Consider the following 17351-nt stretch of genomic DNA (forward strand, 5'->3'; position numbering starts at 1 on the left):
GGATGTTATGAAAACAATATCAATGGGGAAATGGCTGGGGTACCTGATCCGCTCACTGAGTCTGCTGGGGTTACTCACTCTTAGCCATGGACCGCTGGCAGTTGAAGTCAACAATAGTCAGTGTCTGAGTTGCCATAGTGACAGTGATATCCATGCGGTCACTTCTGATAATGCAGGGGCAAAACTGTTTATTGCAGAAGAAGCCTATCAGGAGAGCGTTCACGCCACGGTACCCTGTGTTGCCTGCCACCAGAGTGAACAAGGCAATGCCGGATTTGAGGCACTTCCTCATACGCAAACGACTGTCGCGACCAACAGCTGTGAAAGTTGCCATGGGCTGGTACAGCACAAAATTACCGATGCGTGGAAAAACAGTGTTCACATCAGCAAAACTGAGAAGGATGGAAAGAATAAGTTCAGCTGTGAATCCTGTCATGATGCACATACCATGCAAAGCAGTGTGATAACCAAGCCTACTGTGCAACAGGTTGCCTCCTCTAATGCGTTGTGTACTGACTGTCACACCAGAGCGGTAGAATATCAGGCGCTGTCTGGCGGCAAAAAAGTAACAGAGCAGGATTTGACTCACGCCTCTATTCCTAATGCCGCTTTGCACCTGGGCTCATTACGCTGCATTGACTGCCATGCGGGCAGCAACGATCTGACATTGCACAATATCGTGCCGGCAAAAGAGAGCGTCAGCTGTAATCAATGCCACAGCGACGAGTCTATTCTGGTTCAACGCCGCCATTTTGCACCAACGGAGCAAAACATCGCAGGCAGCCGACTGAATCAGGGGCTGTTTGATGATAAATCGCTACAGGAGAAGCTGAACTCACTGGGTGGGATTCCGGCCCAACAAGAGATTCAATGGGTGAATGGGTCACTGTTTAACAACAGCTATCTGATTGGCGCTAACGGTGATGTACGACTGGATCGCGCCATTATGTGGCTGGCGGCTGCCCTGCTGATTATGCTTGCATTACATGGTTTATTGCGTCTGATCATCAGCAAAACACAGTCTGGCGGTCAATGGCATAAGACCTATCTGTATACCTTACCGGTTCGGATATGGCACTGGCTAAACGCGCTCTGTTTTATTCTGCTATTGGTATCGGGCATTGCGATGCACTTTAGTCAGGGTGAGTTGGCAACCTGGGCCGATCTGCACAATATCACCGGCCTCACGTTGTGTGCCGTGTGGGTACTGTTTATTGCGGTAAACCTGCTGGGTAATGGTCATCACTATGTGGTGAAACTTAATGGTCTGTTGGGGCGTCTGCTGCGTCAAACTCGCTATTATCTGTTTGGTATCTTCCGTGGAGAAGCCCATCCGGAGCACCCTTCAGCGCAGAGCAAATTTAACCCTCTGCAACAGTTAGGCTATGTCGGCGTAATGTACCTGATGGTGCCATTACTTATCGTCACGGGCCTGTTGATGCTGTATCCGGAATACACCCCTGAAATAGTATTTGGCCTGCCGGGTAAACAGTTGGTGGCCTATAGTCACTATCTGCTGGCCTCGGTGTCATTATTATTCCTGCTGGTTCACCTCTATCTGTGTACCACGGGCGATAGTCTTTCAGCTTTGCTGAAGGGAATGTTGGATGGTTATCACCGTCATAAAAATGGTGGAGATAAGCAGTAAAACGGTTATATCTCCCCCGGGTTATACCGGGGGAATTCATTTCTACGTCAACTCCCAAACGACAAATCCAAAATTAACTTTATTTAACTCATTGTAATAATTGAGTTACCAGTCATTTACAATCAACTGAAACATTTAGAAACATTTGCTCTTCTCTTTGAGTTAAATCAGAGAAGCATGGGTTATATGGGCCTACATTATCTACAGGCGACTATATTTCAGTCGAAATTATCGCGATAGCTTACTAAGGAACGGCCACCATGCATGAAGCCCTGTGCAGTACTCTTCAACTCGAGAAAGCGATCTCCGCCTGTATTCAGGCTGCGCCGGAGACGTTTCCTATTGATGGCATTTTTCTTAACTATTACCGTGATGATATCCAAAGCATTCAGTTTTTAGCCCTTGCTACCCGCAACCGCAGTCGAATAAAGCTGAATGTGTTATCCATCCCGATTCATGTTCTGTCGCGATTTATTGTGAGCGATAACTTCACCACCACGATTCTTAACCGACTGGCTGACGATCCGCTGACTGACTACGTGATTAAGCATCATTTTCGTAAAGTGAAGTCAGCCATTGTAATGCGTCTGAAGGTGGATGACATTCGATTGGGTGCCGTGGTCTTTTTTAGTTATAAGAGCAATGCGTTTCAGCCAGAACACGCTGAACTGGTGGAATCACTGCGCGGATCGTTTTCTCTGTTAGCATCACGTGCACTGTCGCAACTTAAGTTGATTAGTGAGCAAAAAACTCACACCCAGTATTCTCACCTGCCCTCATCGGACAATCGGGGAAAACTGCCGGAAGGATTTATCTCTGCCCAAAACAGCCCGATGGCGGCACTGTTTAGCCGGCTTCCGTCTATCGCGAAAAGCCAACAGGCCGTTATGATCTATGGTGAAAAAGGCAGTGGTAAATCGATGCTGGCGCACCATTTGTATCAACAGTCAGCCGGTCCACAGTCACAGCTAGCGGCGCTGTATGCAGAAACCCTGACGCTATTTATTACCTCGCCAGATCAAAGCACTAGGGTAATAACGTTAACCGAAGCCATGCTGACAGATAACACCCTGTTTGAATATGCTAATGGAGGAACGTTACTGATAGAAAATATTGAATGTCTGCCAGAGGCAATATGCTGTCAGTTAATTAGAAATATTCAGATTTATAAAGAGAAAGGTAATAGCACGAGAATTTTGATTACTCAAACCCAACTGAAACCGGCACATACCGACCCTGCTAATTTATTAAGGTGTATTCGCTATTATAATTTATTCTGCCTTAGCGTGACTCTGCTTCCTTTAAGGCAACGCCGTGAAGATATTCCGGAATTAGTGACCCACTACTTATTAAAGCTGGGAAAAACTCGCCAACACAAGTTACCGCTGCTCTCTACCCGCTTTCAACAATCACTATTAAACTATGACTGGCCGGGAAATATTTCAGAGTTAATTGCCCGCCTGGAAAAAGCAATTATCTCTTCCGGGGCCAATATTTTAGATATTAAACCCGGAGAATATGACAGAAATTATCCGGATATCAGGCAGCCTATTCTCCCTCTTAACGAAATCGTCAAAAGGCATATTATTGAAACGCTGAAACAAACCAACGGAAAAATATCCGGTGAAGGTGGTGCAGCAGAAATACTTAAAATTAACAGTAATACGTTGTATAGCAAAATGAAAAAGCTGGGTATTACTAAGGATATATTTAGTCAGGAAGCCCAAAACAGAAACTGAATCAGGCTTTATCTTCCAGACTATTAAAGCTTAATAAACCATCAAGCTCTTGTTCCGCTTCTTCAAACAGATTATACAACGAAACAAAATCCATCGACTGACGGTCAAAATGGGTAAACACAATTTGAACCGGCAAGCGGATACCTGCGGTTAATGCATCCCATAATGCATCTAAATTATTACCAAACCAGTCTGGTAACAGGAATATATCTGCGAACTGTAAATAAAAGTCCGGCATTGAACGAATATCAGCAAAATCGAAAACGACGCTTCTCATTAGCTTTTTACCTCCATGAATCGTTTATAATGGTCGCGTGAAACATATATCAGACCATCATTTGAATACAGTAATCTGTCTGCTCCCCGATGTCCGCAGCGGTAATTAAGATCCGCCTCATACCAGACTCGTCCGGATGCTTCTGGCAGCCCGCCTTCCCGATTAGAGAAGCGGTCACCACCGATAGCCTTACCCGGTAAAACAGAACAAAGATTACCATCGCGAGCATCCCAGCCTTGCGAACGGGCCTTACTCTTAGTGATGTAATAATCCGGCAAACGCTTATTCTGGCGTACATATGACGCAACAACGTCTTGCCGGGTAAGCTTATCGATTTCCTGAGTCGATATATCCGCAGGGGATGGCTTACCTTTATTACGATCAACCGGTTGTGATGAGTTCTCCGCTGAGCGAGGCTCGATTGAAGAGTGCTTTGTACTATTTAATTTATTGAAAGCAACGCCAACAATAATCAGTAATGCACAAAATATCAGTATCCCTATGGTATTTCTCTTCATGCTCTCTCAGTTACGAATTACGATAACTCACCCTATATTAATATTTAGCTTATATCAGCCTTTTTACCAATATGTATTATTTCACACTCTCACCGAATAAGATGTCACAGTGTGTATCCAAAGAATACATTGAATAAAAATATTCGATCGCGATTAATTAGTCAGCTTATTTTCGCTTTCTTTACATTTATTGAGGAATTTTAACTCAGCCACGATAACAAAACTAATGACTACCAGTAATCCCCATGAGCTAATTTTGCCTAAATGTACTATCTGCCATGAGGTTGTCTGGTTAGGATATTGCCAGCCGCCAAGTAGCGTAACAATATTCTCCGCAATCCAAATAAAGAATCCTATCAACAAGAAAGCCAACGGTAAGGGTATCCAGAACTCACGTGCCATCGGTTTAAAATGTACTTTAGTCTTCCAGAATACCGCAATCAAAATTAAGGTAAGTGGCCAGCGATAGTCACCAATAAAATGGTGAGTAAAGAAGTTAAGATAGATAGCCGCCGCCAGAACTATCACCACCAGATGGGATGGATATCCCGTTAAACGCACCGACAATTGACGCCATGCCTGCAATATATAGCTACCTACTGCTGCATACATAAAACCGCTGTACAGCGGTACACCAAATACTTTGCTGTAGGCAAATTCCGGATAGCTCCATGAACCAATTCCCGGAGCCGTTTTAAACATCTCCAACACCAGCCCCAACAGGTGAAACAGTGAGATGGCAATCAGTTCTTTTTTAGTTTCCAGTCCGCTGTATACCAGCGCAAACTGAACCGCCAGCGCAACAATCAGCACAAAGTCATAGCGCGGTAATCCGCCCAATGGAAGAAATTTAGACAATGCCAGCGTGATAAAAAATGAAACGGCGAAAATACAGCTTACCGCCTCTTTTATACCAAAGCTCCAAAACTCCAGTAACGGCAAAGGCAAAGTACGCATCCATCCCTGTATATACCAGGGACGCGCATAACCCATTACCGATGACGAAGAGTAAGTATCTATTGCTGACATGGTCGAAATCTCGCTGGGGTTAGAATAATCAGCAATATAATCGGGCTATGTGTGAAGGGAGTGAAGGGAATGTGAAGTGGGGAAAATAAATCAGACTGCTGACAAACCAGATAAATCGACATCAAAGAATATTCCGGTCGTAGAATCTAAAACGCTTATATTAGCTTTGTGCTCGACCGGAAGACCACCGTACTTAACTTCAGAGCGTGTCGGGCCTGGTCTCCCTACGGGCGCTTCGTTGGCTTACGCCAAGTCGACCCCCACGGGAGCCCCTCCCGACAATTGACTATTTTAAGGTAAATAATGAACCATCGGATTTTCCCATCAATCCGGGAAAATAACTGCTTTACTCTCTAACCACCTGACTAAATATAATAATATCAAATGGTCAATTTAGATCTTACCGATATAATCGCGTTTACCTACCGGCACGCCATTGTGGCGTAAAATGTTATATGCCGTAGCGATATGGAAGTAGATATTCGGCAGAGCATGTTGCAATAAGAAGACTTCAGCCGGAAGCGCATTGTCGTACCACGGCAGTTTGATATCACGCTTCTCACAATCGGCGAAATTACTCTCTTTTAGCGTGGCAATGAAATCGACCGTTTTCTTGATACGTTCCTTCAACTGCTCAAATGAAGTTTCGGTATCGGCAAAGCTTGGTGGCTCAATACCGGCCAAACGCGCCGCACAACCTTTAGTCATATCACTGACCAACTGAACCTGACGTGCCAAAGGAAACATATCCGGTGCTAAACGGTCGTTGAACAATACCGACTCATCAATTTTGCGTTCTGTACAAAACGCCATTGCCATGTCGATCAGATGATCAAGATTATTCAAAACACGAGTAGTACTTTGCGTAGCTAACTGATAGTAGGAAATACTCATTTTAATACCCCGTAGAAAGATGACATGAAAGCTGTCGAACTCAGGAGGAAGACATCCCTGATTAGCGGCATAAGTTGAAATCGGGTAACTGGCAAACCGTTACCCGACCGTTTTTTATTGATGACCCTAGGCGGTTCCGCCTACGGTTAAATTGTCCAGTTTCAACGTTGGCTGTCCGACACCGACGGGCACACTTTGCCCTTCTTTGCCACACACGCCCACCCCTTTATCCAGCGCCAGGTCGTTGCCTACCATCGAGATCTGCTGCATTGCCTCAATGCCTGAGCCAATCAGCGTTGCCCCTTTCACCGCTTTGCCAATTCGACCATTCTCGATCAAATAGGCCTCGGAAGTAGAGAACACAAACTTACCTGAAGTAATATCCACCTGACCGCCGCCAAAATTAGGGGCATACAGGCCATATTCTACGCTGGCAATAATCTCTTCCCGGCTGGATTTACCTGCCAGCATATAAGTATTGGTCATCCGCGGCATTGGCAGGCTGGCATAAGATTCACGACGTCCGTTACCCGTTGGAACTAACCCCATTAGTCGGGCATTTAGCTTATCTTGCATATAGCCTTTCAGAATGCCGTTTTCAATCAGCACGTTGTACTGCCCGGGAACCCCTTCGTCATCAATAGACAAAGAACCGCGACGTCCCATCATGGTACCGTCATCAACCACGGTGCAAAGTTCTGATGCGACCAGCTCGCCCATACGACCACTGAAGACGGATGAACCCTTACGGTTGAAGTCACCTTCAAGGCCATGACCAACGGCTTCATGCAGCAATACGCCAGGCCAGCCAGCACCCAGAACCACAGGCATCGCACCCGCAGGAGCCGCAATAGCAGACAGGTTCACCAGCGCCATTCTTACCGCTTCCTGAGCAAACACTTCCGCACGAACACCCATTTCAGTCTGTTCAAGGAAATATTCATAACCAACACGGCCGCCGCCGCCGCTGGAACCACGCTCACGCTTACCGTTCTCTTCTACCAGCACGCTGACAGAAAGGCGTACTAACGGCCGGATATCCGCCGCCAGAGTACCATCCGTTGCGGCAACCAGTACCATTTCATACACGCCACTCAGACTGGCATTAACTTCCTGTACCCGCTTGTCTGCCGCTCTGGCAACTTTATCTACTTGATGCAGCAATTCAATTTTGGCTTCGCGAGTCAGACTTTGCAGCGGATCAATGGCCGGATAAAGTGAAGAATAAGGCACAGAACCCAGTACATGGCTTTTACCGTTTCCTTTATCACTAACGATAGAGCGTGCTGCATGAGCACTTTGGGTCAGGGCATTTAACGTAATCTGATCCGCATAGGCAAAACCGGTCTTTTCACCGCTGATCGCCCGAACACCTACGCCCTGATCGATATTGTAGGAACCATCTTTAATAATACCGTCTTCAATGACCCAGGATTCATGGTAGCTGGATTGAAAATAGAGGTCGGCATAATCCAGACGCCGTTCAGACAATTGCCCCAGAACGTTAAACAGATCCTGATGGCTTAATTTATTCGCAGCCAATAGCTGCTCACTGACCAGCGTCAGATTCATAATAGTTATTCACTCTTATTTAATGGATTTTTCAGCACCGGCTGAAATCTATTGTGTTTGACGACAGGCATTTGTTCGCGCAGTTTCTGCATGCCGGAAGTGTCTACATGTACCTTAATGCCTTCAACCGCATCCGCATTAATGCCGACCACGCTTCCCCATGGATCGATAGCCATGGTATGGCCCCAGGTGCGACGGGTTGAACCATGGCGTCCAACTTGTGCCGGAGCCAGAATCCAACACTGATTCTCAATAGCCCGTGCGCGCAGCAGAATTTCCCAGTGAGCCTCTCCCGTTACGCGGGTAAATGCCGCCGGAATAGAGATCAGCTCAGCGCCTTGCTCTCTCAATGCCTGATACAGGCCAGGAAAACGCAAATCATAACAAATAGTCATACCCAGTCGACCAACCGGCGTATCGACCACCGTTAAATGCTGACCATAGGCATAAGCATCTGACTCACGGTAATGGTTGTGTCCGTCCGCAACATCTGCATCAAACATATGCATTTTGTCGTAACGGGCCTTAATTTCGCCCTTATCATCAAACAACAGGCTACTGGCGGTTAAACGATCCGGATCTTCACGGCTGATAAGCGGCATTGAACCTACTAAAATCCATATGCCGTAGCGTATTGCCATCTCCCTGATGGCATCCTGAAGTGGCCCGGTTCCTTCTGTTTCGGAATATTTATAATAGGTTTGAGTATCAGCAAACAGTAACGCATTCTCCGGCGTCATAACCAACTTCACGTGGGGTTTCAACTGCTTAATTTGTTGCTCAATTTGCGCCAGATTGGCACGCACATTATCCCCACTACAGAGTTGTAACAGAGCTACGTTAGCACTTCTCATTAATCGCCTTCTCCCTTCGGTTGACGCAATACTTCATTCACATTTGGATTTTCGAAACTACCGTCAATTTTATAGCGAATCAGTGAAATCTTGTTCCACAGAGGTGCAAGAACCTGACTCACCGTAAACACTGCTGCCCCTGCAATAGGGTTTACCACAAACGCCGTTGCCACTCCCACCGTGGCCGAAATTTCAGGTGCAACTACAGCATTAAGATTGAGGCGTTGTTTAGCTAAATCAATGGAGCCATCAACAGCAATATCCGCAGATAAACCATCGATCAAAGTATCATTGGTAGTTGCAACGCCTTTTGCCAGCTTAAGGCTTCCACTGATAGTATCAAAGTAAAAACCATTGCCAAACGTATCACTAAAATCAAACTGTAGTTTACGTATTAGCGCGTTAAAACTTAATAGTCTCAGTATTTGCCCGGCATGACCGCCGCCGGCATTATCAACCATTCCTTTGCCCAACTTGGTAACCACCTGACCATCCAGGGTATCTACCTGAGGTGACCAGGGTTCCCCCTGCCATGCCAGACTAAAGTTCACATCAAACGGTGCATCTTTCAGTGGGGTATAAACACCAAAGTAATCCATGCTGCGATCGATTTGCTGCCCGGATAACTTACCATCAACCCGGGTGGCAGAACCTGCGGACGAACGTAGCCAGTCGCCGCTGAACGTTAACCGGGTATTACCGGTGTCAATGACGCCATTACTCAGACTTAAACTTTCAGGACGGAATCGCACATCGGCTTCGACAATCCCCAGGCGTTGCCCCATTCCCCAACACTCTTTACAGCGAATCGCCAAAGATGGCAGGCGACCAAAATTGATGGAAGAGAGTGATGACTTACCGGCTTTGCCTTTGCTATCGGTAGTCGTGCCCAGCAGGCTCTCTTTTTTAGGGTTGAAATACAGGTAGTCAATATCCGCTTGCCACGGCTGATTATTGTTAATGCTGAGTCGGGCATCGATCTCTTTGCCTTTGATCCCCACCTGAGTATTGGCAGAGCGGTTATCCACATCAACGGCAACATCACGCCAGAACTGTCCGGCTAATTCAACCTGTGGAGAACGGAAAACCCAGCGCGGCGGCATCGCGAACTTCCCCGTTTTTCCGCTGGTATCAGCCGCACTCAGCGAGCCAAGAACCGCCATTAACTTTTCACCATCTAACGCCGGTAGTTGCATATCCAGACGTTCATCAGAAGAGAGTGTCGGTATTTTTTGGCTATTCATCTGCCAGGCAAGGCGCGTTAATCGGGTTTTATCTTTAGTGAATACCCACTGACTGTTGACGGCCTGATTACCTGCAATGGTCCCATCCATATTAAAGCCTTTCAGGTCACCACTGGCCTTCAGTTTTACCGGTAATGCCGAGCCTGATGACTTATTTAGCGGTGCAGGTAAGCGACTGCTCACTCCTTTCAGATCTCCGGTGAAGAGCACATCATATTTAGCGCTGCCTTTTGGTGGTAACGTGATGGCTACATCGCTCTTCCAACCAGCATTACCGGCTACTTCCGAAGCAATCTCTTTTGGCAACCATGGTAATTTAGCCACTGACCAGTTGCCGGTTATACCAACTTTAACACCGTAATCTTTGGCATTTTGTTTGGTGGAGAAATTCAAGCCTACCGGTTGGTTAAACCACTGAGCAGTTAGCGGTTTACTCATCAAATCGCCATTATCAAAGCTGAAAGTACCACTGACGTTTTCCATAGTAGAATCAATCGGTTTAATATGCAGACTATTATCCTTCAGGGTAATATCTCCTTTGGCGATGGCATTTTTACCATCAAGAGGGATATCCAGCTGTAAGCGCCCGCTAACATTACCCTTCACTTCTACCTGTTCCAGTGCCGCACCTACGGACGACTTCAACGGTGAGCCATTCATATAGTCACGAACATCAATGCCATCACCATCCACATCGGCATCCACGGTTAACTGGTGTTTGGCATAGTCAGCAATAATCGCTTCAATATTGCGGCCATTCACTTTTCCCAGCTTCGCGGTTGGTGCATTCATCCAGAGTCCGGCATTAACGAAATCCAGATCTATGGTCATGTCAGTCAGCGGTTTCCAGTCTGGCTGGAATTTGAAGGTGGTTTCGGTTAATGGCGCATAGACCTCGAACAGGCCATCTTTTTCCGGATAAGGAAACTTCACCGGATTACCGGAAAAAATCAGCGTAGCGTTATCCGACTTACCGGCAATAATTGCTGAAGAGAGGTAATCAACTAAATCTTTACCCATCAGTGGTTCAGGGAAATAACGCCAGGCATCGCCAGCATCATAGACCCGAATACCTGCCAGAATACTTAACCAGGGATCGCTTCCTTCAGGTTGAGTGTAGTCAAACCCGCCATTGACCCATAAAGATTTAGCCTGAACATCAATATGGTCGCTCCATAAACGAAACTCATTTTGATTATTCAGCCAGTTTAGCGTGGCATTAGCCTTACTGACTTCCAGAGGAGCCCGGAATACGCTGCTGTATGGCAGAATGCTATTATTCAACTCAACGCTCATGGTTCCTTCGCGGGTACTTCCGGCGATAGTTCCCTGAGTGTGATTGCTGCCCGGAATTAACTCCCAGGGTTGCCAACTGGCTTCTTGCCACTTGGCCTGAAAATGAAGATTTTCTGGCTGCTTTAACGGAATATCCAACGCCAGAAGCGGCAAATTGCCATGGGGATCCATCTTAAACCAGATATCCAACGCGTCAGGCGTCAGAAAACTAAAAATAGGCAATAGCGGATTGATATGGTCAAGGCTCAGGTTTTCTGCCCGAATGCGGAGCATCTCCTCCCACTTATCGCCGTTAGAAGCGATGCCTTCAGGTTGCCAGAACAGGCTGACCCGACCGGCAGGCCAGACAACACCATCAGTTTTCAGGTTGAGCGACGGCACATCTAGACGCCAGCCCTTCTGCTGTCGACTCATATGCACGGAGAGCTGATTAACGTCTAACTGGTGCATATTTTCATCGTTATGCCAGTTAGCTCTTCCCTGACTCAGTAATACATCGCCGCCGTCAATCACCCCTTTCTTAATATAAAGCCAGGAAGCCAGACTGAACTGAGCATTATCAAATCCGGAATTTGATTTAAACCAGTGACTAAGCCACGGCAGCATATTGACGTCATTGGCCTGAAGATAGACGGTGCCATTGTCTAACAGCCCCTCTTCATCTCGAAGATCGAGACGAACCTCCAGTAAACCGTGTGGGCCATTTTCTGTCGAAACATAAACCTGCCCTTCCGCGCGGTGGCGGTTACGGCTGTTCAGCCAGGTTAATCGCGGGAGTTCAACCGTAACCCGATCGCCAGATAAGGCGAGGAAAGAGAGTTTGCTGTCGCGTAAAATAAAATGGTCAAACTGGTTTAAAAAGATGTTTTCCAGCGTGGTTAAATCAGAGGATTCCTGACTATCTTCCGACTGACCTACCATATAATCAAGGTCGCCTTTCACCTGATAAAAGGTCAGGTCTCTGAATTGAAAACGGAAATGCAACAACGATTCCCAAACATCGAGGGCGATAGTAACCCGGGAGATATCAATCTTTCCGGCAGAGGTTTCTAATGAGATATTGCGTAAATCAAGCGCGGGGCCAAACATTTCCCATTTACCTTCCATCTGCTCTACTTGAGCAGGAATGCCGGTAAATCGGTTAACGGTATCCAGAATGGGTTGACGATATTCATTAATTCGGGGCAAGGCAAAACGCAAACCACCGACAACCAGCGTAAGCAGCACTAATAGCAATATCACTATTTTAAACAGCATGCGGCTCGTTCGCCTCATCCTTCCTCCTCTGGCTACTACGCGGGTTTAATCTATCATCAGTTACTACATCATCACCACATCAAACTGTTCCCTGTTATAGAGTGGTTCTATCTGAATTTTAACCTGTTTTCCAACGAAGAGCTCGACTTCTGCTAAAGAGTATGACTCCTCGCTCTTCAGCGCATCCCCAACCGCAGGGGAAGCATAAACCAGGAAGCGATCCGCATCGTAAGCGTGGTGCACCCGTACGATTTCCCGCAGGATTTCATAACAGACGGTTTCCACCGTTTTCACCCTACCGCGGCCGCGACAGCTTGGACATTCACCACACAAGACATGTTCCAGACTTTCTCGGGTGCGCTTGCGTGTCATTTCAACCAGTCCCAGCGCAGAAAACTCATTAACACTGGTTTTCACTCGATCTTTTGACAATGCCTGTTCAAGAGAATTCAACACCCGACGGCGATGGTCTTCACTGGTCATATCAATAAAATCAATAATGATAATACCACCTAAATTGCGCAATCGTAGCTGACGGGCAATCGCCTGTGTGGCCTCTATATTGGTATTAAAGATGGTTTCATCCAGATTACGATGACCAACAAAAGCACCGGTGTTGATATCAATGGTGGTCATGGCTTCCGTCTGGTCAATAATCAGATAACCACCGGACTTTAACTCGACTTTTCGATCTAATGCCCGCTGAATTTCGTTTTCAACATCGTACAAATCAAAAATTGGCTGCTTATCGGTATAGCGCTCCAGTTTAGAGGTCATCTGCGGCATGAATTCTGCGGTAAATTCCACCAGAGAATCATAGGTCAGACGAGAATCCACCCGGATACGATCCAGTGATTCACCAACAAAATCGCGCAACACGCGCTGAGTTAGCGCCAGCTCCCCGTACAACATATTTTTAGTGCCGCCCCGGCTCTTGCGCTCAATGACTTTACCCCACAAGCGCTTAAGAAAAGCCGCATCCTGTGCCAGCTCCTCATTACCCACACCTTCTGCTGCGGTACGGATGATAAAACCGCCCATTTCATCGCAGTATTCCGCCACAATTTGCTTTAAGCGTTCGCGCTCTTCTTCACTGTCAATGCGTTGAGAAACGCCTACGTGAGCAGCGCCGGGCATAAATACCAAATAGCGGGAAGGTAGCGTAATATCGGTGGTCAAACGGGCACCTTTAGTTCCCAGTGGATCTTTTACTACCTGAACCACCAGATCCTGCCCCTGACGAACTAACTCGGTGATATCACGGACGTGAAACTGCTTTTGTTCATTATCAGCAATGCACTCAGTGTGCGGCATAATATCTGATGCATGAAGAAAAGCAGCTTTATCCAGACCAATATCAATAAACGCGGCCTGCATTCCTGGCAGAACCCGACTGACCCGACCTTTATAAATATTGCCTACGATACCGCGTTTAGATTCCCGATCGATGTGAATTTCCTGCAGGATACCGCCATCGATAAAAGCAACTCGCGTTTCAGAGGGGGTGACGTTAACTAACAGTTCCGCCGTCATTATTATTCCTTATTTTATACGCCCAGCCTGCGCTGCCAAAAAGGCATCCAGAAGCTCGCGGGTTTCAACCAAAGGTAAACCGACCACGGCATGATAGCTACCATGAATTTCCCTGACAAAAGTGCCACCAAAGCCCTGAATACCATAAGCACCGGCTTTGTCCATCGGTTCGCCGCTGGCAATATAAGCGATAATATCCTGCTCACTTAGCTGACGAAAAATAACTTCAGTACTAACAGAATAACACATCACATCCTGTTGATTAGCAAAAGCAATCGCAGTAATCACCAAATGCTGACGGCCTGACAGCATTTGCAATATGCGGGCCGCATCGTCGGTATCTTTGGGCTTTTCCAGAACGTTATCGTCCAATACAACAATGGTATCTGCGCCTAAAACCGGATAATCCTTTTCTGCCACCAAAACCCCGGCCAGCGCTTTGCTTTTTGCCAGACGACAAACATAGTCTAATGGCTTTTCCCCTTGCCGTTGGCACTCTTCAACTTCAGTATTTAAACGTTCAAAGGGGATCTGTAATAAGGTTAACAGTTCACGACGGCGGGGAGAGGCAGAAGCCAGATAAATGGGCTGCATATAAAATCTCATCGGACAGCAAAGCGTCGACGCACTTTACGCATTAATAAAAATAACCACGGCCATAACAAACCGTTAATTGCGCTGTTCCACAAAATCTCCGGGCGAAACGTTACATTATGAACCAGGAATTCAGCCCAAAAGACAATCACACTCATCACTAAAGAGAGCAACACCACAATCAATGCCTGTTGCCATAGTGCCATGTTACGCAATAGCTGGCTGCGAAAAGCTACCACATAGGCAATGATACCTAATGCTAACCCTCTGACCCCAGCGTGGCACCCAGTGTTAAATCCCAGACCAAACCAAGAATAAAAGCCGTTCCAACGTTAATTCGGTGCGGTAAGGCCATAACCCAATACACCAAAATTAACATCACCCATGAAGGGCGAAACTGATGCAATTCCGCTGGCCACGGCATGGTTTGCAATACCATGGCCAGTAAAAAGCTAATCCAGATAATCAGGCGACCAGAGCTATTATAACTGCTCATCACTGACCCCGATTAGCTGGTGCGGCGACAGGTTGTTGACCTGCTCGTCTCGATGCTGGCGCTGTTTGTCTTAATGGCGTTGGCGGTTGAGCTGCCGCGCCAGGTACTGCTGATGATGGTGTGGAATTTGCTGGTGGTACCGGAGGGGTTGTCTCCGGAGGCAGAACCTGAGGCATCATTTGGCGCAAACGCTCTTTTGCTATACGTCTAACTTCTTCTGAAGGCAACGGTTGAAGCCCGTCACGATCGTTCGGCCACAGTAACAGTAAATAACGTAGGCGCTGTAGCGCAACGGTTGGATGTGCCTGAATCACCGTATTCGCCCGTTGGTCGTCAATAGTCACAGAAGACACAACGGCTACCGGATAACCTTCAGGGAAACGGCCACCAAGGCCAGACGTTACCAGAACATCCCCCACGCGAATATCAGTATCCCGCGGTAAATATTCCAGCTGTAAATCTTCCGTGCAACCAGTCCCTACCGCAATGACACGAATATCATTACGCAGAACCTGAATAGGCAAAGAGTGAGAAGTATCGCAGATTAACAGAACCCGGCTGGTATTACGGGCAACGGCAACAACTTGCCCAACGACGCCTTTATCGTTGATAACCGGTTGACCTTCATATACGCCGTCCTGAAACCCTTTATCAATAACCACCTGGTAGCTATAAGGATCTGACTCCGTTGAAAGCACCTGAGTAATCATTTTATGTTCATCGCCACGCAGCGGTGAACCGAGTAATTCGCGTAATCGGTTATTTTCCTGCCTGAGTTGCCCCAATAGTTGAATGTCGCTGTTTCTCAGCAACAGTTCATTACGTAGCAATTCATTTTCTTTCTGCAGATCTTCACGAGAAGTGAAGGAGTTAGAAACACCATCCAAAATGTCACGAGGTCCATTTGCCACAAAAAAGAATGGGCTAACGGCGGTGTCCAGATAACTACGTACTTTTGAAAAAATACTTAACCGACTATCGACAACAATCAGGACGATAGCAAAGATAACGGCCAGAAAAAGACGTAACTGCAGGGATGGCCCCCTGCTAAAAATAGGCTTCATAAATTGCATTATCCTTGTCGACAAGAAGGGGTGCGACCCCTTCTGGCAGGGACAACTTAATTTCTATCTGTGCTTACACTACAGTGACGTTCTAAAAGACAGAACCGGACAGGCATTATAATCATAGCCCCTGTAACCTACTGCCTTTTGTAGAACAATCACTGTCAGAGAAAGAGAACAAAAATGAAATTAGTCCTCGCTGAATAAATCACCGCCGTGCATATCGATCATTTCTAACGCTTTACCGCCACCACGAGCAACGCAAGTCAGAGGATCATCGCCCACAACGACAGGGATACCAGTCTCTTCCATCAGCAAGCGATCTAAGTTACGTAACAGAGCGCCACCGCCAGTCAGAACCATTCCGCGCTCGGAAATATCAGAAGCCAGTTCCGGAGGACATTGTTCTAACGCCACCATCACTGCACTAACGATACCGGCCAGAGGCTCCTGCAGGGCTTCAAGGATTTCATTTGAATTCAGTGTAAATCCGCGCGGCACGCCTTCTGCCAGATTACGACCACGGACTTCAATTTCACGGACTTCATCACCAGGATAAGCCGATCCAATTTCATGCTTAATACGTTCAGCAGTTGCTTCACCGATCAGTGAGCCATAGTTACGACGCACATAGTTGATGATAGCTTCATCAAAACGGTCACCGCCGATACGTACAGAAGAAGAGTAAACCACACCGTTCAGGGAGATAACGGCAACTTCAGTAGTACCACCACCGATATCAACAACCATAGAACCTGTTGCTTCAGATACTGGCAGACCAGCACCGATAGCAGCGGCCATTGGCTCTTCGATCAGGAATACTTCACGAGCACCAGCGCCTTGCGCCGACTCACGAATCGCACGACGTTCAACCTGAGTTGCACCGACTGGCACACACACCAACACGCGTGGACTTGGACGCAGAATGCTGTTGCTGTGAACCTGACGAATAAAGTGTTGCAACATCTTCTCAGTAACAAAGAAGTCTGCAATTACACCGTCTTTCATTGGACGGATCGCAGAGATATATCCAGGAGTACGACCTAACATCTGCTTAGCCTCATGGCCTACAGCTGCAACGCTCTTTTGCGAGCCAACTCGATCCTGACGAATGGCAACCACAGAAGGTTCATTCAATACGATTCCTTGTCCTTTTACATAGATCAGGGTATTTGCGGTACCAAGGTCAATGGACAGGTCATTAGAAAACATGCCACGAAATTTCTTAAACATTCTAGAAAGTAATCCTGAAAGCTGAGGCGGTATATTAATCCGCCTACTTTACCAACCACGAAGGACGGCTACAAGGCACAAAAAAGCGTTCATTTAATGAACG

Annotated in this window: 13 protein-coding genes and 1 pseudogene; 2 read left to right on the plus strand and 12 right to left on the minus strand. The window is 46.9% G+C overall.

All coding sequences use genetic code 11. From position 1 onward, the window contains the following. Window positions 1-7: 7 nt before the first annotated feature. Window positions 8-1648 carry a thiosulfate reductase cytochrome B subunit gene (gene phsC / locus EKN56_RS16305; protein WP_130592756.1) on the plus strand — a complete coding sequence of 547 codons (1641 nt, stop codon included), beginning with the start codon at window positions 8-10 and terminating at the stop codon, window positions 1646-1648. A gap of 260 nt (window positions 1649-1908) precedes the next feature. Beyond that, on the plus strand, window positions 1909-3387 hold the full coding sequence (locus EKN56_RS16310; protein ID WP_130592757.1) for a sigma-54-dependent Fis family transcriptional regulator: 1479 nt from the start codon (window positions 1909-1911) through the stop codon (window positions 3385-3387). 1 nt (window position 3388) lies between these two features. Here EKN56_RS16310 and EKN56_RS16315 read toward each other — a convergent pair whose 3' ends face one another. The 12 genes and pseudogenes from EKN56_RS16315 to mreB all read right to left on the minus strand — a co-directional run bounded on the left by EKN56_RS16315 (window position 3389) and on the right by mreB (window position 17248). Continuing rightward, on the minus strand, window positions 3389-3664 hold the full coding sequence (locus EKN56_RS16315; protein WP_130592758.1) for a barstar family protein: 276 nt from the start codon (window positions 3662-3664) through the stop codon (window positions 3389-3391). Beyond that, window positions 3664-4182, minus strand: a complete 519-nt coding sequence (locus EKN56_RS16320) for a ribonuclease domain-containing protein (protein WP_130592759.1) — start codon at window positions 4180-4182, stop codon at window positions 3664-3666. Before EKN56_RS16320 ends, EKN56_RS16315 begins: the two co-directional genes overlap by 1 nt. 153 nt (window positions 4183-4335) lie before the next feature. Next, window positions 4336-5211 carry a DUF817 domain-containing protein gene (locus tag EKN56_RS16325; RefSeq protein ID WP_210405310.1) on the minus strand — a complete coding sequence of 292 codons (876 nt, stop codon included), beginning with the start codon at window positions 5209-5211 and terminating at the stop codon, window positions 4336-4338. 393 nt (window positions 5212-5604) lie between these two features. Further along, a complete protein-coding gene (locus EKN56_RS16330; RefSeq protein ID WP_130592760.1) occupies window positions 5605-6105 on the minus strand; it encodes a DUF1993 domain-containing protein in 501 nt (166 codons plus the stop codon). A gap of 126 nt (window positions 6106-6231) precedes the next feature. Further along, complete coding sequence (gene tldD / locus EKN56_RS16335) at window positions 6232-7677, minus strand: metalloprotease TldD (RefSeq protein ID WP_130592761.1); 1446 nt, start codon at window positions 7675-7677, stop codon at window positions 6232-6234. Between the two features lie 5 nt (window positions 7678-7682). Next, on the minus strand, window positions 7683-8531 hold the full coding sequence (nit1, locus tag EKN56_RS16340) for a deaminated glutathione amidase (protein ID WP_130592762.1): 849 nt from the start codon (window positions 8529-8531) through the stop codon (window positions 7683-7685). After that, window positions 8531-12346, minus strand: coding sequence for an AsmA2 domain-containing protein YhdP (gene yhdP, locus EKN56_RS16345; RefSeq protein WP_130592763.1), 3816 nt, complete (start codon window positions 12344-12346; stop codon window positions 8531-8533). Before yhdP ends, nit1 begins: the two co-directional genes overlap by 1 nt. A gap of 45 nt (window positions 12347-12391) precedes the next feature. After that, a complete protein-coding gene (rng, locus tag EKN56_RS16350; protein WP_130592764.1) occupies window positions 12392-13861 on the minus strand; it encodes a ribonuclease G in 1470 nt (489 codons plus the stop codon). Between the two features lie 9 nt (window positions 13862-13870). Continuing rightward, the gene (locus tag EKN56_RS16355) at window positions 13871-14455 is read right to left on the minus strand and encodes a Maf family protein (RefSeq protein ID WP_130592765.1); all 585 of its coding nucleotides are present in this window, start codon (window positions 14453-14455) and stop codon (window positions 13871-13873) included. An 8-nt stretch (window positions 14456-14463) separates the two neighbouring features. Continuing rightward, a pseudogene (mreD, locus tag EKN56_RS16360) lies at window positions 14464-14951 on the minus strand (rod shape-determining protein MreD). Further along, on the minus strand, window positions 14951-16015 hold the full coding sequence (gene mreC, locus EKN56_RS16365; RefSeq protein ID WP_130592766.1) for a rod shape-determining protein MreC: 1065 nt from the start codon (window positions 16013-16015) through the stop codon (window positions 14951-14953). The pseudogene mreD and the gene mreC overlap by 1 nt, the downstream one beginning before the upstream one ends. Before the next feature lie 189 nt (window positions 16016-16204). Next, window positions 16205-17248, minus strand: coding sequence for a rod shape-determining protein MreB (mreB, locus tag EKN56_RS16370; protein WP_108900499.1), 1044 nt, complete (start codon window positions 17246-17248; stop codon window positions 16205-16207). Between the last annotated feature and the right edge of the window lie 103 nt (window positions 17249-17351).

The sequence above is a fragment of the Limnobaculum zhutongyuii genome (assembly GCF_004295645.1).
In the GTDB taxonomy this organism is placed as follows: Bacteria; Pseudomonadota; Gammaproteobacteria; order Enterobacterales; family Enterobacteriaceae; genus Limnobaculum; species Limnobaculum zhutongyuii.

Coding starts and splice junctions, on each gene's coding strand:
- phsC (WP_130592756.1), top strand. CDS start 8: ATGAAAACAATATCAATGGGGAAATGGCTGGGGTACCTGATCCGCTCA.
- EKN56_RS16310 (WP_130592757.1), top strand. CDS start 1,909: ATGCATGAAGCCCTGTGCAGTACTCTTCAACTCGAGAAAGCGATCTCC.
- EKN56_RS16315 (WP_130592758.1), bottom strand. CDS start 3,664: ATGAGAAGCGTCGTTTTCGATTTTGCTGATATTCGTTCAATGCCGGAC.
- EKN56_RS16320 (WP_130592759.1), bottom strand. CDS start 4,182: ATGAAGAGAAATACCATAGGGATACTGATATTTTGTGCATTACTGATT.
- EKN56_RS16325 (WP_210405310.1), bottom strand. CDS start 5,211: ATGTCAGCAATAGATACTTACTCTTCGTCATCGGTAATGGGTTATGCG.
- EKN56_RS16330 (WP_130592760.1), bottom strand. CDS start 6,105: ATGAGTATTTCCTACTATCAGTTAGCTACGCAAAGTACTACTCGTGTT.
- tldD (WP_130592761.1), bottom strand. CDS start 7,677: ATGAATCTGACGCTGGTCAGTGAGCAGCTATTGGCTGCGAATAAATTA.
- nit1 (WP_130592762.1), bottom strand. CDS start 8,531: ATGAGAAGTGCTAACGTAGCTCTGTTACAACTCTGTAGTGGGGATAAT.
- yhdP (WP_130592763.1), bottom strand. CDS start 12,346: ATGAGGCGAACGAGCCGCATGCTGTTTAAAATAGTGATATTGCTATTA.
- rng (WP_130592764.1), bottom strand. CDS start 13,861: ATGACGGCGGAACTGTTAGTTAACGTCACCCCCTCTGAAACGCGAGTT.
- EKN56_RS16355 (WP_130592765.1), bottom strand. CDS start 14,455: ATGCAGCCCATTTATCTGGCTTCTGCCTCTCCCCGCCGTCGTGAACTG.
- mreC (WP_130592766.1), bottom strand. CDS start 16,015: ATGAAGCCTATTTTTAGCAGGGGGCCATCCCTGCAGTTACGTCTTTTT.
- mreB (WP_108900499.1), bottom strand. CDS start 17,248: ATGTTTAAGAAATTTCGTGGCATGTTTTCTAATGACCTGTCCATTGAC.